Source organism: Frankia sp. QA3, from assembly GCF_000262465.1.
GTDB lineage: Bacteria > Actinomycetota > Actinomycetes > Frankiales > Frankiaceae > Frankia.
In genome coordinates this window covers 4,106,352-4,128,899 of sequence record NZ_CM001489.1, presented here as the reverse complement: position 1 = coordinate 4,128,899, position 22,548 = coordinate 4,106,352, and the positions used below count along the sequence as shown (strand labels likewise).

Annotated in this window: 24 protein-coding genes; 7 read left to right on the top strand and 17 right to left on the bottom strand. The window is 70.9% G+C overall.

Going from position 1 to position 22,548, the window contains the following annotated elements:
* Positions 1-325: 325 nt before the first annotated feature.
* The 8 genes from FRAQA3DRAFT_RS16900 to FRAQA3DRAFT_RS16865 form a co-directional block, all read right to left on the bottom strand.
* Positions 326-811: a MarR family winged helix-turn-helix transcriptional regulator gene (locus FRAQA3DRAFT_RS16900; protein WP_009740261.1), complete on the bottom strand. Its 486-nt coding sequence runs from the start codon at positions 809-811 to the stop codon at positions 326-328.
* 162 nt (positions 812-973) lie between these two features.
* Positions 974-1,843 carry a sulfurtransferase gene (locus FRAQA3DRAFT_RS16895; protein WP_009740260.1) on the bottom strand — a complete coding sequence of 290 codons (870 nt, stop codon included), beginning with the start codon at positions 1,841-1,843 and terminating at the stop codon, positions 974-976.
* Complete coding sequence (locus tag FRAQA3DRAFT_RS16890; protein WP_009740259.1) at positions 1,840-2,241, bottom strand: TIGR03618 family F420-dependent PPOX class oxidoreductase; 402 nt, start codon at positions 2,239-2,241, stop codon at positions 1,840-1,842. The genes FRAQA3DRAFT_RS16895 and FRAQA3DRAFT_RS16890 overlap by 4 nt, the downstream gene beginning before the upstream one ends.
* On the bottom strand, positions 2,234-3,283 hold the full coding sequence (locus FRAQA3DRAFT_RS16885; protein WP_009740258.1) for an LLM class flavin-dependent oxidoreductase: 1,050 nt from the start codon (positions 3,281-3,283) through the stop codon (positions 2,234-2,236). The genes FRAQA3DRAFT_RS16890 and FRAQA3DRAFT_RS16885 overlap by 8 nt, the downstream gene beginning before the upstream one ends.
* Positions 3,284-3,287: 4 nt before the next feature.
* Positions 3,288-5,141: an ABC transporter ATP-binding protein gene (locus FRAQA3DRAFT_RS16880; RefSeq protein ID WP_009740257.1), complete on the bottom strand. Its 1,854-nt coding sequence runs from the start codon at positions 5,139-5,141 to the stop codon at positions 3,288-3,290.
* Positions 5,138-5,911: an ABC transporter permease gene (locus FRAQA3DRAFT_RS16875; RefSeq protein ID WP_157467441.1), complete on the bottom strand. Its 774-nt coding sequence runs from the start codon at positions 5,909-5,911 to the stop codon at positions 5,138-5,140. The genes FRAQA3DRAFT_RS16880 and FRAQA3DRAFT_RS16875 overlap by 4 nt, the downstream gene beginning before the upstream one ends.
* Before the next feature lie 83 nt (positions 5,912-5,994).
* Positions 5,995-6,981 (bottom strand): ABC transporter permease, encoded by a 987-nt coding sequence (locus tag FRAQA3DRAFT_RS16870; protein ID WP_009740255.1) that lies wholly within the window; start codon positions 6,979-6,981, stop codon positions 5,995-5,997.
* 25 nt (positions 6,982-7,006) lie between these two features.
* A complete protein-coding gene (locus tag FRAQA3DRAFT_RS16865; protein WP_009740254.1) occupies positions 7,007-8,623 on the bottom strand; it encodes an ABC transporter substrate-binding protein in 1,617 nt (538 codons plus the stop codon).
* Positions 8,624-8,765: 142 nt separating this feature from the next.
* On the opposite strand from FRAQA3DRAFT_RS16865, the gene FRAQA3DRAFT_RS38115 reads away from it, so the two are divergent.
* Positions 8,766-8,897: a hypothetical protein gene (locus FRAQA3DRAFT_RS38115; protein WP_255347032.1), complete on the top strand. Its 132-nt coding sequence runs from the start codon at positions 8,766-8,768 to the stop codon at positions 8,895-8,897.
* 300 nt (positions 8,898-9,197) lie between these two features.
* On the opposite strand, the gene FRAQA3DRAFT_RS16860 is transcribed toward FRAQA3DRAFT_RS38115, so the two are convergent.
* The 4 genes from FRAQA3DRAFT_RS16860 to FRAQA3DRAFT_RS35180 all read right to left on the bottom strand — a co-directional run bounded on the left by FRAQA3DRAFT_RS16860 (position 9,198) and on the right by FRAQA3DRAFT_RS35180 (position 11,375).
* On the bottom strand, positions 9,198-9,878 hold the full coding sequence (locus tag FRAQA3DRAFT_RS16860; protein ID WP_009740253.1) for a TetR/AcrR family transcriptional regulator: 681 nt from the start codon (positions 9,876-9,878) through the stop codon (positions 9,198-9,200).
* Positions 9,879-9,954: 76 nt separating this feature from the next.
* On the bottom strand, positions 9,955-10,470 hold the full coding sequence (locus FRAQA3DRAFT_RS16855; RefSeq protein WP_009740252.1) for a nuclear transport factor 2 family protein: 516 nt from the start codon (positions 10,468-10,470) through the stop codon (positions 9,955-9,957).
* A gap of 43 nt (positions 10,471-10,513) precedes the next feature.
* Entirely contained in the window at positions 10,514-11,083 is a 570-nt protein-coding gene (locus FRAQA3DRAFT_RS16850) for a nuclear transport factor 2 family protein (RefSeq protein ID WP_009740251.1), read from the bottom strand.
* Positions 11,084-11,192: 109 nt separating this feature from the next.
* Complete coding sequence (locus tag FRAQA3DRAFT_RS35180) at positions 11,193-11,375, bottom strand: hypothetical protein (RefSeq protein WP_009740250.1); 183 nt, start codon at positions 11,373-11,375, stop codon at positions 11,193-11,195.
* Positions 11,376-11,454: 79 nt separating this feature from the next.
* Here FRAQA3DRAFT_RS35180 and FRAQA3DRAFT_RS35175 point away from each other — a divergent pair, with 79 nt between their 5' ends.
* Positions 11,455-11,637: a hypothetical protein gene (locus tag FRAQA3DRAFT_RS35175; RefSeq protein ID WP_157467439.1), complete on the top strand. Its 183-nt coding sequence runs from the start codon at positions 11,455-11,457 to the stop codon at positions 11,635-11,637.
* A gap of 694 nt (positions 11,638-12,331) precedes the next feature.
* Here the strand turns inward: FRAQA3DRAFT_RS35175 and FRAQA3DRAFT_RS16845 are convergent.
* Together FRAQA3DRAFT_RS16845 and FRAQA3DRAFT_RS16840 are read right to left on the bottom strand one after the other, a co-directional pair.
* Positions 12,332-13,075 carry an aldehyde dehydrogenase family protein gene (locus FRAQA3DRAFT_RS16845; RefSeq protein ID WP_232291638.1) on the bottom strand — a complete coding sequence of 248 codons (744 nt, stop codon included), beginning with the start codon at positions 13,073-13,075 and terminating at the stop codon, positions 12,332-12,334.
* A gap of 109 nt (positions 13,076-13,184) precedes the next feature.
* The gene (locus tag FRAQA3DRAFT_RS16840; protein WP_009740248.1) at positions 13,185-13,883 is read right to left on the bottom strand and encodes a response regulator; all 699 of its coding nucleotides are present in this window, start codon (positions 13,881-13,883) and stop codon (positions 13,185-13,187) included.
* A 356-nt stretch (positions 13,884-14,239) separates the two neighbouring features.
* On the opposite strand from FRAQA3DRAFT_RS16840, the gene dctA reads away from it, so the two are divergent.
* Positions 14,240-15,649, top strand: coding sequence for a C4-dicarboxylate transporter DctA (dctA, locus tag FRAQA3DRAFT_RS16835; RefSeq protein WP_009740247.1), 1,410 nt, complete (start codon positions 14,240-14,242; stop codon positions 15,647-15,649).
* 122 nt (positions 15,650-15,771) lie between these two features.
* Here the strand turns inward: dctA and FRAQA3DRAFT_RS16830 are convergent, their stop codons facing one another.
* The gene (locus tag FRAQA3DRAFT_RS16830; RefSeq protein ID WP_009740246.1) at positions 15,772-16,668 is read right to left on the bottom strand and encodes an SAM-dependent methyltransferase; all 897 of its coding nucleotides are present in this window, start codon (positions 16,666-16,668) and stop codon (positions 15,772-15,774) included.
* Between the two features lie 37 nt (positions 16,669-16,705).
* Positions 16,706-17,824, bottom strand: a complete 1,119-nt coding sequence (locus tag FRAQA3DRAFT_RS16825) for a DMT family transporter (protein ID WP_009740245.1) — start codon at positions 17,822-17,824, stop codon at positions 16,706-16,708.
* Between the two features lie 74 nt (positions 17,825-17,898).
* On the opposite strand from FRAQA3DRAFT_RS16825, the gene FRAQA3DRAFT_RS16820 reads away from it, so the two are divergent.
* The 3 genes from FRAQA3DRAFT_RS16820 to FRAQA3DRAFT_RS16810 all read left to right on the top strand — a co-directional run bounded on the left by FRAQA3DRAFT_RS16820 (position 17,899) and on the right by FRAQA3DRAFT_RS16810 (position 20,379).
* On the top strand, positions 17,899-18,834 hold the full coding sequence (locus tag FRAQA3DRAFT_RS16820) for a LysR family transcriptional regulator (protein ID WP_009740244.1): 936 nt from the start codon (positions 17,899-17,901) through the stop codon (positions 18,832-18,834).
* 360 nt (positions 18,835-19,194) lie between these two features.
* Positions 19,195-19,455 (top strand): hypothetical protein, encoded by a 261-nt coding sequence (locus tag FRAQA3DRAFT_RS16815; protein ID WP_009740243.1) that lies wholly within the window; start codon positions 19,195-19,197, stop codon positions 19,453-19,455.
* A gap of 174 nt (positions 19,456-19,629) precedes the next feature.
* The gene (locus FRAQA3DRAFT_RS16810; protein WP_009740242.1) at positions 19,630-20,379 is read left to right on the top strand and encodes a Clp protease N-terminal domain-containing protein; all 750 of its coding nucleotides are present in this window, start codon (positions 19,630-19,632) and stop codon (positions 20,377-20,379) included.
* Positions 20,380-20,613: 234 nt separating this feature from the next.
* On the opposite strand, the gene FRAQA3DRAFT_RS16805 is transcribed toward FRAQA3DRAFT_RS16810, so the two are convergent.
* Positions 20,614-21,645, bottom strand: a complete 1,032-nt coding sequence (locus tag FRAQA3DRAFT_RS16805) for a hypothetical protein (RefSeq protein ID WP_157467437.1) — start codon at positions 21,643-21,645, stop codon at positions 20,614-20,616.
* Between the two features lie 87 nt (positions 21,646-21,732).
* Between FRAQA3DRAFT_RS16805 and FRAQA3DRAFT_RS16800 the strand changes: the two genes are divergently transcribed.
* Positions 21,733-22,539: an NUDIX hydrolase gene (locus FRAQA3DRAFT_RS16800; RefSeq protein WP_009740239.1), complete on the top strand. Its 807-nt coding sequence runs from the start codon at positions 21,733-21,735 to the stop codon at positions 22,537-22,539.
* The last annotated feature ends 9 nt before the right edge of the window (positions 22,540-22,548 follow it).

The following is a 22,548-nucleotide window of genomic DNA, read 5'->3' as shown; positions in this document are numbered from 1 at the left end:
CCCAGAGCGGTCCCGCTTCTGGGCAATTTCGACCGGTCGCCAGTGATCAAGATCGATCTACGAGCCGTTGCGAGACAGTGGTTTCAGCTACTTCCGATCTTCGCCGCTCGGGTCAGGATCGGGTTCGATTCCCGCCACCTCCACGAGCCGGCCCGCCGTGATCGCTGGACTTTGTCCAGCTTCCCGGCGGGCCGCGATTTTTTTCGGGGGGACGACCCTCCGAGCCCCCCCGGCGTCGAGCTTCGCTCGACCCGCCCGGGTTCGAGTAGGGCTGGACCTCGGCACAGTCGCCGACCAGCTCGCCGACCTGCCGGCGAACGGGTTCCTAGCGCACTTCGGGCCCGGAGATGATCGGCACCCCGTTGTCGGCCAGGATGCCCGCGACGATCGCCGCCAGGCGTGTCGCGTTGGCCGGCGCCACACCGCTGGTGATTTCCGCGACCTTCGCGGTGACGCTGTCGTAGGACTTCATCGCGAGTCGCGCGCCTTTCGCGGTCAACGCGATCTGGATGACGCGTCGGTCGGCGGCCTGGCGGACGCGCTGCACGAGGCCCCGACGTTCGACCCGGTCCACCAGGCCGGTCAGACTCGAGCGCTCGACGTGCAGCGTCCCGGTCAGCTCCGTCATGCCGACCGGCCCCGGGATGAGCTCGCACAGCAACTGGACCTGCTGTGGCGTCAGCCCGTGGGCGCGGCCGGCATCGGCAAACAGACGGTCGATCAGGTGCGCGAACTGCACGAGCGCGTCCGCAAGCCTTGGCTCGCCGTCCACCTGCGGGTCCCTGGTGGTTGGCTCGGTCGTCGCACCCATGAATCAAACCTTAGTTTACGCCGTGACGACGCCGGACTGAGTGCCACTGACAACCGAGTACCACTGACAATGCAGGCGGCGTCGTCTTTCCGCCCGATCATCGGGCCCGACTGGGGCGCATGACGACCGCACGGGCGGCCCGCTGAGCGATCGGGTGGTCCGTCACGTGCTGGTCGGGGTTCCGTCGGGCTCCTCGCCGGTCGCGACCGGTCGTGTCTCGTCGGCCGACCAGGCCGACCAGGAGCCGGGGTACAGCGCGCCGGCGGGCAGCCCGGCGCGCTCGAGCGCCAGCAGGTCGTGGCAGGCGGTGACGCCCGAGCCGCAGTAGACGATCACCTCGTCGGCATCGACGGCGCCCAGCGCCGCGAAGCGTTCCCGCAGCTCGGCGGCCGATCGAAACGAGCCGTCGCGGCGCAGGTTGTCCGCCCAGGGCGCGCTACGCGCACCCGGCACGTGGCCGAGGCGCGACTCGCCTGGCAAGACGTCGGCGCCCGAATAGCGTCCGGTGGCGCGTGCATCGAGCACGACGGCTGCGTCGCCAGCCGCCGCTGCCTGGACCTCGTCGGCGCTGCGCAACAGGCGTGCGGGCCACGGCCGCGGGCGGCGCACGACCGGCGCGCGCGTGACCGGACCCGCCTCGCGCGCTCCCGGCCAACCGTCCAGCCCACCGTCGAGCAGCGCCGCGGGCTGTCCGAGGGACCGCAGCAGCCAGACGAGCCGCGCGGCGAACCCGCCGCCCTGGTCGTCGTAGGCGACGACGATGTCGTCGTCGGCGATGCCCAGCGCCCCCAGCCGTTCGGCGAACGTCTCCGGCGAGGGCAGCGGGTGACGCCCACCGGCCACGCTCGGCTGATCGGAGAGGTCGACGTCGATGTCGACCCAGACCGCGCCGGCCACGTGCTCGCGCAGGTAGGCCGCGTGGCCGGAGCGGCCATCGAGATACCAGCGCACGTCCGCCACGACGACGCCGTCGAGCCGCTGCGCGACCCACTCCGGCGTGACGACGGGCTCCACCTCGACCCGGGCGCTCATCGGGGGAGCTTCCAGCGGATCCGCTCGGCGGCGATCCGGAGCCGGACGCGCTCGCCAACACCCTCGAGCACCACCGGCGGCGGCGGCCCGCCGGTCCACTTGCCGAACGTGGTCTGCACGAGGTCGAGCGCCGGCGCGCCGGTGTCGAGAGACACCACCCGGCCACGCACCTCGACGTAGCGTTGTGTGTTGTCGGGGTCGATGATCAGCACCGAGACGCGCGGGTCGGCGACGACGTTGCGGTACTTCTGCAGCGTGGTGCTGGTGCCGATCAGCAGGTGCTCGTCGTCGGCGTGCGCCCAGACGATGCTCGTGTGCGGCTGACCGTCGGGCATGAGCGTCGCCAGCGTGACGTCGGAGCGCGCCTGCGCGAGCCGCCGGACCTCGGGATCAAGCATCCGCGGCCACCCGGGCGGCGCTGCCGAGGCCCGCCACCTGCGGGATGACCTCACTGCCCACGAGCTCCATCGCCTTCGCGACGGTGCGGGCGGGAATCCCACCGAGATCGATGGTCAGCAGGTGCAGGTCGTGGCCCCACAGCTCGTGCATGCGCCCGATCTTGTCGACGACCTCGGCCGGGCTGCCGCAGATCGCCTGCCCGGCGATCAGCGCGTCGAAGTCGAACTCCGGGCGAGTCGCGTCCTTGGGTATTGTTGCGTCGCGGAAGTAGTTGGCGAGGTACTCGCGCCACTGCGCGCGCGCCTGCTGACTGGTTTCGGCCACGAAGACGTGGCTCGCGGCGCCGGTGCGCGCGGCCTGCGGCGGGCGCCCGCTTTGCGCCCACAGCTCGCGGTAGAGGGCGAACATCGGCGCGTTGACCTCCGGTGACCGCGCGACCGTCCCCATCACCATGGGCAGGCCGAGATCGACCGCGAGGTGGATCGAGTCCGGCTTCGCTCCGCCGCTGACCCACACCGGCGGCTCGGTCTGCACGAGCCGGGGCTGCAGGTGCACATCGCGCAGCGGCGGCCGGAACTGCCCCTCCCAGCTGACGCGATCCTCGGACCACAGCCGGAGGATCAGCTCGAGGTTCTCACGCTTGCGGGCCGGCTTGCTCGCCGGATCCTGGCCGAACACCTCGTAGGGCGCCTCGTAGAACGACGCTCCGGCGATCAGCTGCAAGCGGCCGTCGCTGAGCAGGTCGAGCGTGGCGTAGTCCTCGGCCACGAGCACCGGGTCTCGATTCGCCACCAACGTCGTCGCGGTGCCCACCTTGATCGACGTGGTGCGCTCGGCGATCGCGCCCAGCACCACCTGCGGCGAGGGGATGAGATCGCGCTCGCCGAAGTGGTGCTCGCCGAGGGCGTACCAGGCGAAACCAAGCTGCTCCGCCAGCACGGCGCCCTCGACGACCTCTGACAGGCGCTCGCGCTGCGTGACACGCGCACCGGTGTACGGGTCGGTCAGCAGCGTGCCGAACGTCATGGCGCCGATGTCCATTCGATCAGTCCTCCTTCGTTGCGGATTCCGGAATGAGCTCGTGGCTGGCCGCGTCGAACGCGAGTCCAGCGTCGAGATCGGGGACCGCGGCGACCAACTCCCGCGTGTAGGGGTGCTCGGGCGCGAGCAGCACCGCCTCGCTGTCGCCCGCTTCGACGACGCGGCCCTCGCGCATCACGCAGACGCGATCCGCGATATGGCGGACGAGGGCAAGGTCGTGCGAGATGAACAGCAGGCTGACGCCGAGTTCGCGCTGGAGGTCGCCGAGCAGGTTCAGGATCTGGGCCTGGACGGAGACATCCAGGGCCGAGACGGCCTCGTCGCAGACGACGAGCTCGGGGCCCAGCACGAGCGCTCGCGCGATCGCGACGCGCTGGCGCTGGCCGCCCGAGAGCTGTCCCGCTCGCCGTCCCAGCAGCGATGCGGGCAGGCGCACGAGCTCGAGCATCTCTGCCGCGCGCGCCCGGCGTTCGGCGCGCGAGCCGAGCGAGAACGCCCGCAGCGGCTCCTCGATGAGCTGCTCGATCGTGAAGCGTGGGTCCAGCGAGGCGAGTGGATCCTGGAAGACCGGCTGCACGCGTCGCCGTGCCTGGCGAAGCCGCTCACCGTGCAGCGCGGTCAGGTCGTGGTCGTCGAAAAGCACTCGTCCGGCGGTCGGTTCGAGCAGCCGCAGGATGATCCGCGCAGTCGTCGACTTGCCCGAGCCGGACTCGCCGACCAGGCCCAACGTCTCGCCGCGGCCGATTGCGAAGCTCACCTCGTCGACGGCGCGCACGCGCGTGACGCGCGTGCCGCGACGGATCACGAAGTCCTTGGTCAGCCCCTCGACACGCAGCAGCTCCGGAGCCGATGCCGGCTGCCGCGGCGCGGCGGGCGTGAGCGCGGGCCGCGGCGGTGCCTCCGACAACCAGCAGGCGACCGCGTGGTCCGTTCCCATCAGCGGCGGCGGCTCGGCGCGGCAGCGGTCGTGCACGAACGTGCAGCGCTCGGCGAAGAGGCAGCCGGTCGCCGGCGTCAGCGGGTTGGGCGCGGCGCCCTCGATGCCGGCCAGGCGCCGGCGGCCGCCGGCCAGGCGCGGTGCGCTGCCGGCCAGCGCCGCGGTGTAGGGATGACGCGGATCCGACAGCACGCCGGATGCCGGTCCCGCCTCGACGGTCCGGCCGGCGTAGAACACGACGACGCGATCCGCTCGCTCGGCGGCCAGCCCCAGGTCGTGCGTGATCAGGAGCAAGGCGATGCCGAGCCGTGCGCGCAGCGCGTCGAGGTTGTCGAGGATCTGCCGCTGGACGGTCACGTCGAGCGCGCTCGTCGGCTCGTCAGCCACGATCAGCGCCGGCCGCGCGACGAGCGCCGTCGCGATCAGTACGCGCTGGCGCATGCCGCCGGACAGTTCGTGCGGATAGCGCCGCGCGACCTCCTCCGGGTCGCGCAGCCCGGCATCGGCGAGCGCGTCGAGGGCGCGAGCGTGCGCCTGCGCGCCCTTCGCCAAGCCGTGGATCACGAGCGTCTCGGCCACCTGAACGCCGACGCGCTGCACCGGGTTCAGCGATGTCATCGGATCCTGCGGCACGTAGCCGATCTCGACTCCGCGAAGCCGGCGCAGCTCGCGCTCACCGCGGCCGACGAGCTCGCGGTCGCGTAGCCGGATCGAGCCGCCGGTGACGCGGCCCGTCGCGCCCAGCAGGCCGAGCAGCGCCAGCGCGACGGTGCTCTTGCCCGAGCCCGACTCGCCGACCAGCGCGACCAGCTCGCGGGGGCCGATCGCGAGGCTTGCCTCGCTCACGGCGGTCAGCTCGCCCGCACCGGTCGCGAACGTGACGCCGAGGCCCTCGACGGACAGCAGCGGCGGCGTGCTCACGGCGCCGGCCTCCACGGCGTACCGCCGGCCAGCGTGCTGAGGCGGCCTAGCGCGATCACCGTGGCGACGATCACGAGTCCGGGGAAGAACGTGATCCACCAGGCGTCGCTGAGATAGTCGCGGCCTGCGCTGATCAGCGTCCCCCAGTCGGCCGCCGGCGGGAGCGGCCCGAAGCCGAGGAACGACAGCGACGATGCGGTGAGGATCTCGACGCCGATGGCGAGGCCGGCGAATGCGACGATCGGCGCGGCGATGTTCGGCAGGATATGGCGGTACGCGATCGTCGTGCGGCGCACGCCGGCGGCGACCGCGCCATCGATGTGCGGCTGGTCGCGCACGCGCAGGACCTCGCCACGCACGATCCGTGCGAAAACCGGTAGCGACGCGATGCCCAGCGCCAGCGCGATGTTGCCCGTGCCCGCCCCCGAGATCGAGATGATCGTCAATGCCAGCAACAGGCTCGGGAACGCGAGCAGGACGTCCAGCGTGCGCGCCAGCAGCGCGCCCGGCCAGCCGCGCGAGAGGCCGCACAGCAGGCCGACCGAGCCGCCGACGAGCAGCCCGATCGCGACCGCGCCGAGCCCGACCTCCAACGACGGGCGCGCACCGTGCACAACGCGCGCCAGGACATCCCGGCCGAGCTCGTCGGTGCCGAACGGATGGGCGACCGATGGCGCCGACAGCCGCGACGTGGGATGAACCGCGCTCGGGTCCCGCGACGCCAGCAGCGCGGGCCACGCCGCCGCGACGGCGACGAGCGCCAGCACCACGAGGGCGGCCGTCAGCCCCGACGCGCGGTGCAGGCTCCCGCGCACCGAGCCGGTCGGCCGCGCCCGGATCGTCGCGATGTCGGTCATTGCCCCCCCTGGGCCGCTCGGCGCCGCCCGAAGCCCCGCGACGCGTCCTGCGCGGCGACCGTCACGCGCGGATCGACCGCGCCGTAGAGCACATCGATGACGAGGTTCACGGCGACGTAGATGAGGGCCATGAAGACGACGAATCCCTCGACGACCGGCAGATCGCGCGCGTCGACCGCGGCCACGACCGTCCGGCCCAGCCCCTCACGGGCGAAGACGGTCTCGACGAGGAACGCCCCCGCCAGCAGCTGGCCGACCGCGAGGCCGGTGACGGTCACCGTCGGGATCAACGCGTTGCGCAGCGCATGGCGCATGAGCACGCGCCGGTCACCTGCACCCTTGGCGCGTGCGAGCAGGACGTACGGCTCGGCGAGCGCCTCGCGCAGGCTCGCCGACAGCACGCGCCCGAAGATCGCCGCCGCGGGCAGCGCGAGCGTCGCCGCGGGCAGCACGAGGCTGGCCAGCCCGTCGTTGCCGGTCGCCGGCAGCCAGCCGAGCCGGAACGCGAACAGGCTCATCAGGACGATCCCGACCCAGTACGCGGGCACGGCGATACCCACCGCCGGAGCACCGGACGCCAGCGCCCGCAGCAGCGGATTGCGCGAGCTGGCGCCGGCCAGCGCGACCGCGATGCCGAGCGCCAGCGCGAGCACGAGCGCCGTGCCGCCGAGCGCGAGGCTGGGCGGTACGGCGCGGACGATCATGCTCGTCACGCTCTCGCCCGACTGGATCGAGCGCCCGGAATCGCCCTGCACGAGATTGCCGATGTAGCGCACGTACTGCGTCGGGAGTGAGGCGTCCAGGCCCAGCTCGTGGCGCAGCGCGTCCCGCTGCTGCGGTGTGCTCTGGCCTCCCGCTCCGGCGTCAAGCATGACGTCGACAGGGTCGCCGGGCAGCAGGTGCACGAGCGCGAACGACAGCGTGACCGCGGCAAACAGCACCGGAACGCCCGCCAGCATGCGCCCGAGGATGAAGCGCCTCACCGGCGACTCGCTGCGGCGGCGCGGGTCATCCGGCCAGCCATACGCCGGAGAACAGGGGGTAGCCCTGGGCGTCGAACGTCAGTCCGCGCACCTTGCTCGCCGCTGCGGCGATGTACACCTCGTCGAAGATGGGGATCGCATCGGCGCGATCGAAGATCAGCTGCTGCGCCTGTGCGTAGGCCGCCTGGCGCTTGGCCGGGTCGAGCGTTGAGGCGCCGGCGGTGAGCGCCGCGAGGATCTGCGGGTCGACGACACGGGTCAGGCTGTCGGGCCCGAAATCCGCGATCAGCACGTTCGGGTCGGCACTGACGACGCTGGGATCCAACAGGTCGTAGGTGCCCTTCTGGATGGCGACCTGCTGGACGGGGACCGACACCGGCGTCAGGACGAGCTGGATGCCGACCGACTTGAGCTGCTGCTGGATGAGCTGCGCGACGACCGCCTTCTGCTTCTGCGACGGCGAGCGCAGCGGCCACTCGAGCGTGAGGCGCTTGCCGTCCTTGGTCCGATAGCCGGCGCCGTCGCGTTGCGTATAGCCCAGCCCGTCTAGCAGTCGGTTGGCCTGCGCCGGGTCGTAGGTCTTGCGGCCGTTCAGCGTCGCCAGATAGTGCGGCGTCGCTTTCGCCAACACGCTGTAGGCGTGTGGGTACTGTCCGCCGTAGATCGAGTTGACGATCTGGTCCTGATCGATGGCGGCGCGCACCGCCTTGCGCGCCTCCGGTTCGCTCCACGGGGAGTGCTGCTCGTTGAAGAACAACGTGTACGGAAGCCCGGGCTGGCGCGCCGAGAGCACCTGATAGCCAGCGCTCTGCAGTTTCTTGACGTCGCCCGTCGGGACGTTGGCGACCGCATCGAGCTCGCCGCTCTGCAGGCTGTTGACGCGCACCCTGTCCTCTGGCAGCACGCGGAAGTCCAGGCCGTCGAGACGGGTGGCCTGCGTGCCGCCGTCCGGGCCCCACGCATAATCAGCACGCCGCGAAACCGTCACACCCTTCTGCGATATGTACTTGTCGTTCACGGTGAAGGGACCGCTGCCGACCGGCTTCAGGCAGGTTGCCTCCGGGCCCTTGGTGAGGCTCGCCGGCGACTCCAGCCCGAGGAACGCGGTGCTCGCAGCCTGCAGGAACGGGGCGTTGGGCGCCGAGAAGCGCACCGTGAAGGCGTCCTTGCCCTGGACGGTCGTGCCCCCGTAACCGCGCAGGTAGATGGCCGAGAACGTGGACTTCGTCGCCGGGTCCACGATCCGGTCGAAGTTCGCCTTGACCGCCGCGGCGTCCAGCGGCGTGCCGTCGCTGAAGGTGACGCCGTGGCGGAGCTTGAACGTGTACTCGCGTGCGTCCTCGGACACCGTCCACGACGTGGCGATCCACGGCTTGATCGCGCCCGTCTTGGGATCCTGCGTCACCAGCGAGTCGACCACGCCGCGCGTGATGACCTGCACGGTGGCCGACGCCGACTGCTGAGGATCGATGCAGGTCGGGTTCAGGTCGATGGCGTACGTCAAGCGCCCGCCCTGCCTCGGCGCCCCGGTGCCGTTGCCGTCCGACTCGTCGTCACTGCCACAGGCGGCGAGCAGCGTCGCGCCCAGAACCCCGCACAGCACGCCCGCCCAGCGTCCACGCCACCGGGTTCCACCGCGCACAGTCGTCCTCCCAGGCAATGTCCACAATCTCGATCGGGATATATAGTTCGTACCAGGTATTGTCTAATCCTGTCAAATATCTGCTCTCCGAAGTACTTTGCTGTGTGGCCAGTGCCTTGCTAGGCGGCCGCCGAGCACCGCCGTGGCGACCCTCCTGGTGGTCAGCGACGCCAGCCGGGCGCCACGCCTGCCACCGGCGACGGCGGCGGGCGTGGCCGGCCTGTTCGACCGGGGCTCCGAGGCGCCTGGGCTCTCGTCGCAGCGGACCGCATGACCGACCGCGACCCGATCGAGCGGGCAGGTCGACGGCCGGCGCGACCAGGGGAGCGACCCGGCGGGGGACTCCGGGTCGGAGCCCGGGGGCGAGCACGTCGGTGAGCCCGGACAGGAACGTCAGGCCGACCGCGATCCCCATCGCTGCGGTGACAAGCTGCACGCCGGCGCGGGTCCTACCAAGCGGACCTGCGCCCAGGACCAGATTGGTCCGTGACAGCCCCATCTCCCGCAGGGCGGCGGCTGCCTGACAGCCGCGGCGATGATGCTGGCGAGATGATTTCGGCCTGCGCGGCAAGATTTACAGGGCGCCTGAATGTTCACCTTGGGTTCGGGGGCCGAACGCCCGCAGGAACGTGGCGACCGCGCTACGCGCCACCCGGCGCAGTTCAGCGTCGGACACACGCCGGGTGCCCATCCGCGAGCGCCCCTCCATCGGCCCCACCAACAACGATTTGAGCTGCTCGGCCGCCTCGGCCGGATCGCTCACGCCCAACTGCCCCGCCACCGTCAGACGCGCCAGCCGATCCGCGAGAGTGTCGGTCACCGCGTCCACCGCCCGGCCCTGGATCAGATCCAGCAACTCCGGAGCCTGGCTGACCTCCGCATACGCCAACCGCCGCATCGCCGCCGACCGGTCGTCGTTGAAGCACTGCAGCAGCCGAAACCCCGCCGCCTCCAACGCCGCACGCACATCGCGCACCGGCTCGCGCAAGCCGTTCAGAGCGGTCATGTTCCGGGCGAACGTGCGCTCCGCCTCCGCCGCGATCACCTCGCGCAGCAACCCGAGCTTGTCCCCGAAGTGGTTGTAGACCGTGTGTTTGGCCGCGCCCGCCTGCGCGGCGATCGCCTCGACACTCGCCGGCGCGTAGCCTTCCCGGGCGAACACATCGAAGGCCGCGTCAAGAATCGCCTGCCGCTTATCCAGCCGACCCCGAGGCACTGCGGCCTTCGCGACCTGCTCGGGCCCTCGACGCGTCACGCGCCCACCGTAGCAATCCGTCGATCGTCCAGCCCGACAATGGCTGGGGCGGCCCGGGTCGCCGACCGGGGCGGGGTCATCGGGGTGTGGGTCGGCCGAGTCCTGGGGCGGTGCCGGTGGCGACGAGGCCGGCGGCGGGGGTGATGAGGCGGCGGGCGATGAGCCACTGTCCGTCGTGGTGGCGGTAGGTGTCGTCGACGAGGCCGATGGTGGTCCAGTCCGCCGGCCGGGGCTGGCCGGCGGGGGTGTGGGTGGCGGCCCAGTGCCAGACGGTGGCGTAGCCGGTGAGCCGGGGTTGCCCGGTGCTCCAGTCGATGTCGGGTGGCGCGCTGGTGTGGGCGGCGGCGGGCCCGATGATCCGGTGGCGTGCGGTGGCGGGTGGCCGGCCGGGGAGCATGAAGTCGACGAACTCGTCGCGCCCGGCGAAGCGCTGCGGCGGGCCGGGCATGATCCGGTATTCGATGTCGGCGTCGGGGGTGAAGCACTGCTGGCCGAGCAGGTCGTACCGGCCGGCGTCGGTGAGCAGGAAGAAGCGGAAGTGGGTGTGCCGGATGGCGCGCTCGGCGTCGAGGCGGTCGAGGGCGGTCGTCATGGTGCTCGCGTCCCTGGTCTGGTGGCGCTGGTGACAGCGGGGGTCAGCGGGGGTCAGCGGGGTCGGCGGGGCTGGGCGGCGGGGGTGAGCCGGCGGCGACCAGTCCGGCCACGGGGGTGACGCGCCGGCGGGCGATGAGCCAGCGGCCGTCGTGGTGGCGGTAGGCGTCCTCGATCAGGCCGATGGTGGTCCAGTCGGCGGGGCGCAGGTCGCCGCGGTGGGCGTGGGCGGTGTACCAGTGCCAGGCAGTGGTGTAGGCCGACAGGTGGGGCTGGCCGCCGCTGTCCCAGTCGACGACGGCGAGCCCGGGTACGTGCGCGGCCATCTGGGAGCGAGGCGCGACCTGGGTGAGCATGTGCCGGGTGAACTCGTCGTGGCCGCGCAGCCGGTGCAGCTCGGGGACGTGGTAGTCGAGCTCGGCGTCGGGGGTGAGGCATTCGGCGGCGATGCGCTCGTACCGGCGGGTGTCGACGAGCCGGAAGAAGCGGACGAAGGTGCGCTGGATGTCCCGTTCGGCTTCCAGCCGGGCGAGGCGGGCGGCCGTGCCGTCGAGGGTGGCCGTGCTGTCGGGGGTGGCCGTGCTGTCGGGGGTGGCGACGTCGTGGGCTGTCACGAGTGCGTGGTCCTTCGGTTCCTCATCGGAGGGCTCCTTCGGGTGTCCGGGACGGTGTCGACGAGGCGCCGGCGCCACGGGTCGGTGCCCAACGGTGCAATTAGATGCACTAGGAGTGCAAAATATCGGCCTGATGGTAGAGTCGCGTTGCGACGCCGTCAATCCCGATCGGCAAATTTGGCAATGTGCCGACGGGGACTGCAACGATCTTGCGTTGTGCCTCGTGATGGTCGTCGGCGCTGAGCGCGATGCTCAGCTGATCCGCCACGGCCTGACGCGCCAGCGGCCGCATCCCCGGCAGTGACCTACTGCGGCGGCACGGCGTCCCGGTTACCGATGGCGAAGAGTGACCGAGCCTCTTCGACCGCCTGGTGGACGAGCGTGACGCCCCGATGGTCGCCGGGCCGATGCCGGGCGTCGACCCCGGCGTGGGCGAGCGGCGCCGAGTCGTGGCCGAACGCCACCGCCCGGCCGAGTCCCGCACGGCGGTCGTCCCGCTGTACGGCGACCGGGGCCGACCGCCGCGGGTGGTGCGAGCCCCGGATCCACCATGATCAAGATATTACGTTTGTTACGGTCAGTCTTCCGCTCGACCCGTCGGGCGGAAGACTGACCGCGGTGACCTACCGTCCGAACGGTCGGCGTTCAGCGGCCATTAATTCGATAAAATGCGCCCAATATCGCCTGGTTCGCCGCGGCACGGGTCTGAGACTGGCTCGCAAGCTGGGCCACCGCCGCCCTGATCTGAGTCTGACTCAGGCCTTCCACTGTCGTGCTCTTCCCCTGGTCGGCGAGGGCGGCCGGCACCGTCGCCGTCAACGCCAGTGCGGCCAATCCGACGGCGAACCGCCGCAGCCGTCGGGCCGTTGCCCGTGGGGCCACGGGGCCGAGCTCGCAGCCGTCACCCAACGGTCCGGTACCGGAAAGTTCAGATTCCACAGATCTCACCGATTTCATTCAAAGGATGGATATTAATTTCACCCTATCGAGAAGAATGATGTCAACGCAACGCCTTTGACGGGCCTTGGTCGAGATGGTAGAGGGCCATTGCCCCCATCCCCGGAATGCCTCCACCTGTGACAGGACTTCTCGCCGGAGCCGTTGCCACGTCGACTGTCAATGCCATGGGGGACCAGAACTGCCGCGTCGTGCGCTTTCCCGCAGCAAGAACAGCGAGGGGTACCGCCGACCGCATCGCGGCGTGGATCGGCCTGCCCCGTGTCAGTTCCCGGACTGCATCGGTCGCTGTCAGGGGCGGGCCATCGAGCCGGCGTCGACGGCGATGGTCGAGCCGGTGAACGTGATGAGGTCGACGTCGCGGTGGGCGGTGAGCTGGGCGCCGATCCCGTGCTCGGCGGAGGTGACGACGTTGATCACGCCCGGGGGCAGGTTGGTGTCCTCCAGTGCGATCCGGCCGAGCAGCGCGGCGGTCCACGGGGTGTCCGGTGCCGGCTTGAGCACCACCGTGTTCCCCGCGGCGAGCGCGCCGGTCACCTTGACCAGGTTCAACATCAGCGGAAAGTTCCACGGGGTGATGGCACCGACGACACCGCCCGGTTCGCGGCGCACGACCCGGCTCGCCGGTCCCATGAGGGTCGTCGTGTCGGGCAGTGCCTGCTCGTACGCGTAGGATTCCGCGAGGTCGGCGACATAGCCGATGTCGGCGATCACCGGCTCGACCTGCATGAGCCGGCTGAGCGACAGCGTGCAGCCGGTCTCGGCGATGAGGACCTCCCGGATCTGTTCGATCCGGGCCTGCAGCGCGGTCTGGAGCTGGCGCAGACAGCGCGCCCGCAACGCCGGGTCGGCGCTCCCCGCGCCCTGGTCGAACCGGCGGCGGGCCGCCGCGACCGCCGCGTCGAGGTCGGCGGGTCCAGCGTCGGCGGCGACCCCGAGGACCTCCTCCGTGGCGGGGTTGATGTTCTCGAACGTCCGCCCGGAGCCGGCGGCGACGAGCTCACCATTGATGATCATCTGCGCTCGGTCGATCATCGACCCTCCTGTCGCCGGAAGCGGGAATCCCGCATCTCCGTGACATCGGCAAAAATCTCTCGAATTATTCTCAACCTAAGGGTCGATGAAATTGGAGGCGACGGGAGTCCTACGCTCCCTGCCAGCGGTACAGGTTGCCGGGACGGCCGGACCGTCCGTAGCGGTGGGTACGGATCGCCAGCCGGTGGACGGCCAGGTGTTCCAGGTAGCGGCGGGCCGTGGCGCGGGACACTCCGAGGGCGGCGGCGATGTCCTCGGCGGAGGCCGGCACCGTCTCGGCCCGTAACTGGGCCACGACGGAGTCGAGGGTCGTGGAGGACACGCCCTTGGGCTGGTCCACGACAGGGGCGACCGGTGGCCGGAGTACGGCCAGGGCGCGATCGACCTCCCCCTGGCTGAGGTGGTGCGGGGAAGTCGCCGCCAGTTGGCGGTGCGCCGTCGCGAACCGATGGAGACGGTCGCGGAAAGTCGCGAGGCTGAGCGGTTTCACCAGGTACTGGGCGATCCCGTAAGACAGCGCGGCCCGCACCGTCGCAAGGTCGCTGGCCGAGGTCACGGCGATGATGTCGAGCGCGGAGCCTCGGAACCGCACCGTGCGGCACACCTCCACGCCCGTCGTGTCAGGCAGGAGGAAATCGAGCAGGACGAGATGCGGCTGACCGCGGGAGACGAACTCCAGAGCCTCGGCGCCGCTGTGGACGATGCCGATGACGGCGAATCCGGGAATCTGGTCGACATAGCTGCCGTGCTTTTCGGCCAGCCGCGTGTCGCCGTCGACGATCAGGGTGCGGATCAACTCGTCAGGCATGCGTCACGCTCCGGGCGGTCTGCTGGGCGGAACAGGAGGAGGGAGACATCGAGGGAATAGGTCGTCGGTTCCTCCAGGCGACGTGCGGCGGTGCGTAGTTTCACATAAAAAACCCGCTATTGCATCCGCCGGTTGTCGGAAAAGTGCGTCGGCCCGGCCGACGATCGTGCAGAACCGGTGGTCACGTCCCGCTGTCATGGTCGTGTCAGCATCCTCCAGCCACGGATCAATGGCACCATGGGGCCGCGACTGGAGAATATGAGCAGAACCGTGACACGGGGTCCAGTGCTGAGCACTGTGGTGGCGACCGTCGACCACCACCGGGGAAGATCTTCCCGCCTGGCGAGGAGGCATACGTGACCGTGCACGCTCCACCGGCCCCACGGGTCCGCCGTCCGTGGTATCGCCAGTTGTACGTGTGGGTCCTCGCAGGTATCGCCGCGGGAATTGTCGTGGGCCAGCTCGCCCCGGATTTCGCGGTCCGCCTCCAGCCGCTGGGCACGACCTTCGTCGACGCCATCAAAATGGTCATCGCGCCCATCGTGTTCTGCACCGTCGTCGGTGGCATCGCGCAGGTCGACAACCTGCGCAAGGTGGGCCGCGTCGGCCTGAAGTCCATCGTCTACTTCGAGGCCGTCACCAGCGTCGCGCTCCTGCTCGGCCTGGTCGTGATGAACGTGTTCCGACCCGGGGACGGGGTCCACGCCGACCCCGCCGGCCTCGCCGTCAACGACACCGTGAGCGGCTACATCGAACAGGGCAGGAGCGAAGGCTGGGGCCATTACCTGTCCGACATCGTGCCCGACAGCGTGGTCGGCGCCTTCGCCGACGGCGACATCCTGAAGGTGCTCTTCTTCGCGGTGCTGTTCGGGATCGCCCTGAACCTCGTCGGGCCCGCCGGCGCCGGCGTCGCGAGCGGGATCGAGCGGGTCGGCACCGCCATGTTCCAGGTCATGCGGATCGTCATGTACGCGGCCCCGGTCGGCGCGTTCGGGGCCATGGCCTTCACCATCGGCAAGTACGGCGTCGACACCCTGACCAGCCTCGGCAAGCTCATCGGCATCTTCTACGGCACCTCGGTGTTCTTCGTCCTCGTCATCCTGGGCGCGATCGCCGCCGCCATCGGCGTCAACATCCTCCGGCTCCTGCGCTACATCCGCGAGGAGCTGCTCATCGTCCTGGGCACCTCCTCCTCGGAACCGGTGCTTCCCCAGCTCATGCGCAAGCTCGAAGCGCTCGGCGCCCCCCGGCAGGTCGTCGGGCTCACCGTCCCGACTGGATACTCGTTCAACCTCGACGGCACCTGCATCTACCTGACCCTCGCCTCCCTCTACCTCGCCCAGGCCGTCGACGTCGACCTGTCGATCGGCCAACAGCTCGCCATCGTCGGTGTTCTGCTGCTGACCTCGAAGGGCGCCGCCGGCGTCACCGGCTCCGGATTCATCGTCCTCGCCGCCACCCTCTCCACGGTCGACACGATCCCGGTCGCCGCCATCATGCTCATCTTCGGCATCGACAAGTTCATGTCGGAATGCCGGGCGCTGACCAACGTCTGCGGGAACACGCTCGCCACCCTCGTCGTCGCCCGCTGGGAAGGCGTCCTCGACACCGAACGCCTGCACCAGGTCCTCGCCCACGGGCCCACCGAACCGCCCGCCCTCGTCGAGACACCCCGGGACGTTGCCGATCACCAGGAGACGGACCAGCCACCCGTCGACCCCAGTGACGCGGAATTGCGTGACGTGCCCGCCCTACCTCGCCCCTGACCAGGCGTGGGCCCGGGAGCTGAACTTTTTACGGGCACTGAACCGCAGTCCCGTCCAGGTGAGCGCGGGTCCCACCCGGAAATGGGACCGCTCGCCGATTCGGTGGATGGGCCCGGGGCCCGCTACCGCTTGACGGCGACGCCGCCGTAGCCGGCGACCTGGATGTCGGTCAGGTTCGTCGCGGTGCCGTCGGGACGCCAGCGGTGCACGATCTGCACGCCGGGGTCGATCAGGTCCAGGCCGGCGAAGAGCCCTTCGACCTCGGCACGGCTTCGTAGCTGCAGAGGGATGCCCTGCTGGTGGTAGGTGTCCATGAGCCGCGCCGCGGCGGGGGGATCGAAGTCGGCGGACAGGTGGGTGAGGACGAGGTGGCTGCCGGGCGCCAGAGGGTCCAGGAGCCGGCGCAGGATGGCGTGCGGATCGTCGGCGTCCGGGATGAACGGGAAGATCGAGATCAGGGACAGGGCGACCGGGCGGGACAGGTCGAGCGTTCCGCGCAGCTCCGGGGCGTCGAGAATGTGCTTGGTGTCGTGCAGGTCGGCGTCGATGTAGGCGGTCCGCCCCGCCTGCGTGCCGGTGAGCAGGGCTCGGGCGTGAGTCAGCACGATCGGGTCGTTGTCGGCGTAGACGACCCGGGCGTCGGGGGCGATGCTCTGGGCGACCTCGTGCAGGTTCGGGCTGGTGGGGATGCCCGTACCGATGTCGAGGAACTGGCGGATCCCGACCTCGCCGGCCAGGTACCGCGTCGCCCGGATCATGAACTCCCGGTTCTGGCGGGCGGCGATGCGAGCGTTCGGGAACACCGACAGGGCCTGCTCGGCGGCCTCCCGGTCGGCGGGAAAGTTGTCCTTCCCGCCCAGGTAGTAGTCGTACATCCGGGCCGAGTGCGGCTGGTCGGTCTTCAGCGCCACCGGGGTGCCGCGCTCGTCCGCGAGGGACTTCCACCACTGCCCGTCCTTCGTGGGCCCGTCCTTCGGCTGCTCACCCTCCGGGTCGGGTAGATCCGCGCTCGACACCACAACCAGCCCCTTACCTTTTCGGACGATCAAGCCTGAATTACCCTAATGGATGGCTGTGCTCTGCGTGGCACTCTGATGCGATCTGAGTAACCGGTTCCGCAGACTCGACCGCCGTCGTCGTCGCGGGAGGGCCGGTCGCGGGCGACGTGGTCGTGGCTGTGGCCGTGGCCGTGGCTGCGGCGACCCCGAGCTGGGACAGGGCGGCGCCGACGAGGACCACCGCCGTACCGGCCGGCTCGTTCCACGTCAGGCTCTCGCCGAGGATCAGCACCCCGGCCAGCGTCGACACGACAGGGATGACGTAGGTGACCGTCGCCGCGACGGTCGCGCCCGCGTCCCGGACGAGCCCGTACTGCACCAGGAACGCCCCGCCGGTACCGAGGACGCCGAGAACCAGCACCGCGAGCAGGGATCGGGCCGGGAAACGGGTCGGAAGGTCCGAGAAGGCACCGGTGACGATCGCCAGTTCCACCGTCCCGGCGGCAAGCTGACCCGCCGAGAGCGACAGGCTCGAACAGCCCGAACCGGTCAGGAAACGGCGCACGTACACCCAGCCGATGCCCATGCTCGTCGCGGCGGCCAAGGCCATCAGCATCCCGGTGATGCTCTGCCCCGCCGTGCCGTCCCAGACGCCGAACACGACCAGGACGCCGAGAAAGCCGATCAGCAGGCCGACGAGCTGACGCCGGGCGGGCCGCTCACCCGGTAGGGCGACGAGCGAGGCGAGGGTCGTGAACAGCGGCGTGGTCGCGTTGCAGATCCCGGTGAGCGCCGACGGGATCCGTTGCGCGGAGAAGGCGAACAGGGCGAACGAGGCCGCGTTGAGAAACATCGCCGCCACCGCGAGGTTGACCCACAATCCGAGCCCACGTGGTAGCCGGTCGCGTCTGAGCACGAGGACGGCGGCGAGGGCGGCCGCCCCGAAGGCCACCCGGCCGAACGCGACCTGCAGGGCGGGAAATCCCTGCGTGCCGGCCTTGACCAGGAGAAAGCTGAGTCCCCAGATCGTCGCGAGCAGCAGGAACCGCACTCGCCAGCCGATCCTGGGCAGCGGTCGGCAGGGGGCGTTCGATGACAAGGTTCTTTCGTCGGCCGGGCCACGACTCCCGGCGGCCGGGTTCGACGTCTGCGGGCTACGACGGAATGGCAGCGGCATCGGTCCATCATTGGCGCGGCCTGGTGCGGAGAACAAGGTAAACCTACTAATGAGCACCGCGTAGCATTACTTGAATGTTGAACCTGGAACGATTGCGGGTCCTGTGCCTGATCGCCAGGTACGGATCGGTCGGTGCGGCCGCGGACATGCTGCATGTCACCACCTCGTCGGTCTCCCAGCAGATCGCGAAGCTGGAGCGGGAGACGGGCACGGACCTGCTGCTCCGGCACGGCCGAGGGGTGCGGCTCACGGACGCGGCGACCCTGCTGGTGGACCACGCCGAGCGCATCCTGTCGATGATGAGCGAGGCGGAGGCGCACCTTCATGCCCAGCTGGACAAGGTGGTCGGCACGCTGAGGATCGGCGCCTTCCCGACCGCGGCTCGCGGATTGTTGCCGGCCGCGCTGCGGCTGCTGAGGGAGCGATATCCCGACCTTGCCGTCCGGGTCGAGGAGATGGATTTCCAGAGCCCCCTGGTGCGGGTCGACCGGGGTGAGCTGGACCTGGGTCTGGTACAGGACTGGGAGAATGCGCCCATGACCCTGCCGGACGGGGTCCAGCGCGCCAGGCTGATGGAGGACGTCGCGGAGGTGGCGCTGCCCGCCGACCATCCGCTCGCCGGGCCCGGCCGGGACTGGATCGCCATCGACGAGGTGCTCGGCGAGCGCTGGATCAGCCGGACCATGGGATCCACCTGTCATGACTGGCTCGTCCACACGATGCTGGCCCACGGTGCCCAGCCCCGGATCGAGCACACCGTGATCGAGTACCCGACCCAGCTCGCGATGGTCGCCGCGGGCATGGGGCTCGCCATGGTGCCGCGACTCGGCCAGGAGCCGGTGCCGGCCGGGGTCCGCGTGCTCGCGCTGCGACCCGTCCTGGGCAGGAGCATCTACGCTGTCTGGCGCGTCGACAACGCCGGTCGGCCGGCCGTGCGGCATGCGGTCGCGGCGCTGCGGGTCGCGGCGCAGCGGGTCGTGGCACAGCGGGTCGCGGCACAGTCCCAGTGACGGTTCTCGGCGCCACCGGGAGGGCGAGTGGCCGTGCCTGCACAGCTCCGGCCTTTTCCTCGAGCAGCTTCACCGACGGGGCAATACGGGCATAGCGGGTCTCGGTAGCTCGATGCCGTATTTTGACGCACCTGGGTGTTGTCACGAGGTGCCGGGATCGTTACGCTTCCCCTGCGCTGGTTCGTGACATACCTTTCGGGCGGCCGGCGGAATCATGGGGGTTCACGTTTCTGCCCCGGCGCGGGTCGCCGGCCTTTGCCGGCTGTCTCGCGGGCGGCCCGGCTGGTTTTTCTGTTCTCTTTCGCCGGCGGAATTCTTGCATGGCCGAGATACGGCCGTGCGGACACGAAAGGTGGCAACATGTCCCTTTACCACACCGAAATCCAGTGGGGCGGTCCGGGTGCGGACTGGCACAAGGACAGCGACCTGCAGATCGTCATCAGCAACCGGAACGGCGTCGTGCCGCAGTCGGGCCGGCCCGCCACCGGGACCCAGGTGTCCTGGTCGGGCCCGCAGGGCAGCGGCAATGTGCTGTTCTTCGACGACGGGGCCTCGTTCCAGGGCGCGGCCCAGTTCCCGGGCGAGGGCCCGGTGGGCTACCGCGGAACGGCCGCGTCGTAGGCGGTCCCATGGCGTGACAACCGGTCGCGGTCGGTGTGGCCGCGGCCGGTGGCACGCATGTGGTCGTGCCGTCGGAGCGGCGTCGACGTCGGCAGGGCGTCCGGGTCTGGCGGGTCTGGCGGTCCGTCAACTTCGAGTTGACGATTTCGGCTCCGTCAACCTAAGGTTGACGCCATGGGTGAACCGGTTCGGATGACGCGCGCCGTCCGCCTCGACGACCTGATCGAGGCCGTCACCGCCGCGCACCCGGACACGCTGTCCCGGTTGTCGAACGCCGTCATCCTCGCCGACCACCTCGGCGAGGTGGCCGACCATCTGATCGGACATTTCGTCGATCAGGCGCGCCGGTCCGGAGCGTCCTGGACCGACATCGGCCGGAACATGGGGGTCACCCGGCAGGCGGCGCAGAAGCGGTTCGTGCCGAAGGCCGCGGGCGACGCGGCACCCCCGGAAGGTGACCCCGGATTCGGCCGTTTCACCGCGCCGGCCCGAAACGTGGTGATGGCGGCGCAGAACGAGGCGCACGCGGCGGGCAACGACGAGATCGGCCCGGCGCATCTCGTCCTCGGCCTGCTCGCCGAGCCCGAGGCGCTCGCCGCGCAGGCGATGCGGGCGCAGGGGGTCGAGCTCGCGGACGTCCGGCGGGCCGCCGCCGCGGCGCTGCCCCCGCCGGTCGCGCGGGTGCCCGACCTCGTCCCGTTCGACGCGGGGGCGAAGAAGGCGCTGGAGCTGACCGTCCGCGAGGCCCTGCGGCTGGGGCACGACGATGTCGGGACCGAGCACATCCTGCTCGCGCTGCTGGAACTCGAGGACGGCTCGGGCGTGCTCAGCGGCCTCGGCGTCGCCAAGACCGCGGCGCAGACGCATGTCACCGCGGCGCTGGCCGCCGCGCCCCCCGCCGCCGCGCCCCCCGCCGCCCCGTAGGCGCCCAGACGCAGCCCTCGATGAGCTGGGGCGCGCCGGGGCGAACCGCGGCAGGTCGGTCAGGCTCGGCAGGTCGGCCGCCATGGCCAGGGCGGTGACCGTGGCGGGCGCAGAACCACGCCGGGAACGAGAAGGAGAAGTCCAGCCCGACGACGGTCTGCGGCTCGCGGCGGCCGCGGTCGATGAGGGCGGCGTCGACCCCACACCCGTCGACCGTGTCCAGACCAGTGCCCGTCAGCCCGGCGGCGGACAGGGGACGCCGGCCCAGGACATCACCTGGCAGTAGGTCTGGCGCGTGACCTTCCACCGGCCGCCGTCGAGGACGGCGTGGCCGATCCGCCGGCCCGACCTGGACCTGGACCCGTAGAAGATTTCGAAGCGCACGGCGGCCCGGTCCGGGCCGAGGAAGACCACCTCCTCGACGATCGGCCGCGCCGTGCGCACCGAGTCCGGGAACCGGGCCCGCAGCAGGGCCAGGGTCGCCAGCAGGCTCGGGCCGTCCTGCACGGCCGACAGCACGGCCTGCGGGTCGCCGGTACCGCCGGTGAACGCCTGGGTGAAGGCCGCCTGGACAGCGGCGCGGGCCGCCGCAGGATCCGCCGGGGGACTGGCGTCCGCGGGCAGCGCCGGACCCGCCGGCCACAGCTCGATCGCCTGCTCCGCGGCGCTGCGGATGAGCGCGCCGTCGACGGTCAGCGTGGACTCGGCCAGGTCCCGCTCCGCGAACGAGGTCGTGAAGGTGACCGGACCCGGCGGCGGCAGCGGTCGCAGCCAGTAGCGCAGCCGGGTCCGGCCCGGAATGCTCGACGAGCCGCGGAAGGCGAGCGTCACACCGGGCGTGGGGCCGGTCGCGTCCCGGTCGAAGCTTGGTGCGGGTGGACCAAAGGGCGAATCCGGGCCGGTCGCCTCGGTGCCGTCGGCGAAGCGTACCCGTAGCGGCACCCGCACCGGGGCCCCGTGCAGCCAGCCGCGATTCGGTGACAGCTCGGCCTCGCCGGGATCCCCCCGCCGCAGCAGCACCTCGACGGTCACCGTGACCCCGTCCTCGCAGGCGGCCAGCCCGGCGAGCACGATGGCGGTGTCGGCGGTCCGACCGATCACCGCCATGACCGGGACGATGCCCGGCACCACGTTCTCCGGCGGGCCGTCCGACCCGGCCTCGGCGGCCCAGGCATGGAAGGCCGAGAACGGCTCGTCCGCGAAGGAGCTCACCCCACGAGGATCGCCGATCATCGAGATGGACACGCCGAATTCGCGACGCATCACCGGAAAATCCCGACGCCTCCTACCGGCTGCGCCGACGTTCCCGCGGGCCGGGCCCGGTCGGGGCCGTGCCGGGGGGAGGATCACGTCATGACCGAGGACGACGCATCGCCGCACCCCGCGTCCGCGGGGCCCGCCCTGCCCGAGCCGTCCGCCCTGCCCGAGCCATCTGTCGCGCCCGAGCCACCCGTCCAGCCCGAGCCACCCGTCCAGCCCGAGCCACCCGTCCAGCCCGAGCCACCCGTCCAGCCCGAGCCGTCGTGGCGGCAGGTGGAAGCGCGCAATCCCGAGTGGCTGCCGTGGGTGCTCGAGCTGCACTCCATCGCCCAGGCCGGGCTCGCCTATTCCCAGGACCCCTACGACCTCGAACGGTTCTCCCAGCTCCGGCGGCTCAGCTACGAGATCGCGGCCCACTGCGCCGTCCTCACCGTCGAGGCGGCGGAGGGCCTCTTCGGCGGTGAGGTCGGCTACCAGACGCCGAAGGTCGACGTGCGCGGCGTGCTGTTCGACGGCGACCGGATCCTGCTCGTCCGCGAGAAGGAGGACGGCGGCTGGTCGCTGCCGGGCGGCTGGGCCGACGTCGGCCTCACCCCGGCCGAGGTCGTCGTCAAGGAGATCTTCGAGGAGGCCGGGCTGCGCGCCGAGCCGGAGCGCCTGCTCGCGGTCCTCGACAAACGCCGCCACGCCCACCCGCCGTACCCGAACGACACCTACAAGATCTTCATCAGGTGCCGGGTGGTCGGCGGGAGTCCCGGCGGCGGCCTGGAGACCTCGGAGGTCGGCTGGTTCCCGCGCGACGCCCTCCCGCCGCTGTCCGAGAAGCGCAACACCGCCGGCCAGCTCGCCATGATGTTCGGCTACCTGGACGACCCCACCGCCCCGGCGGTCGTCGACTGAACCGGTCTG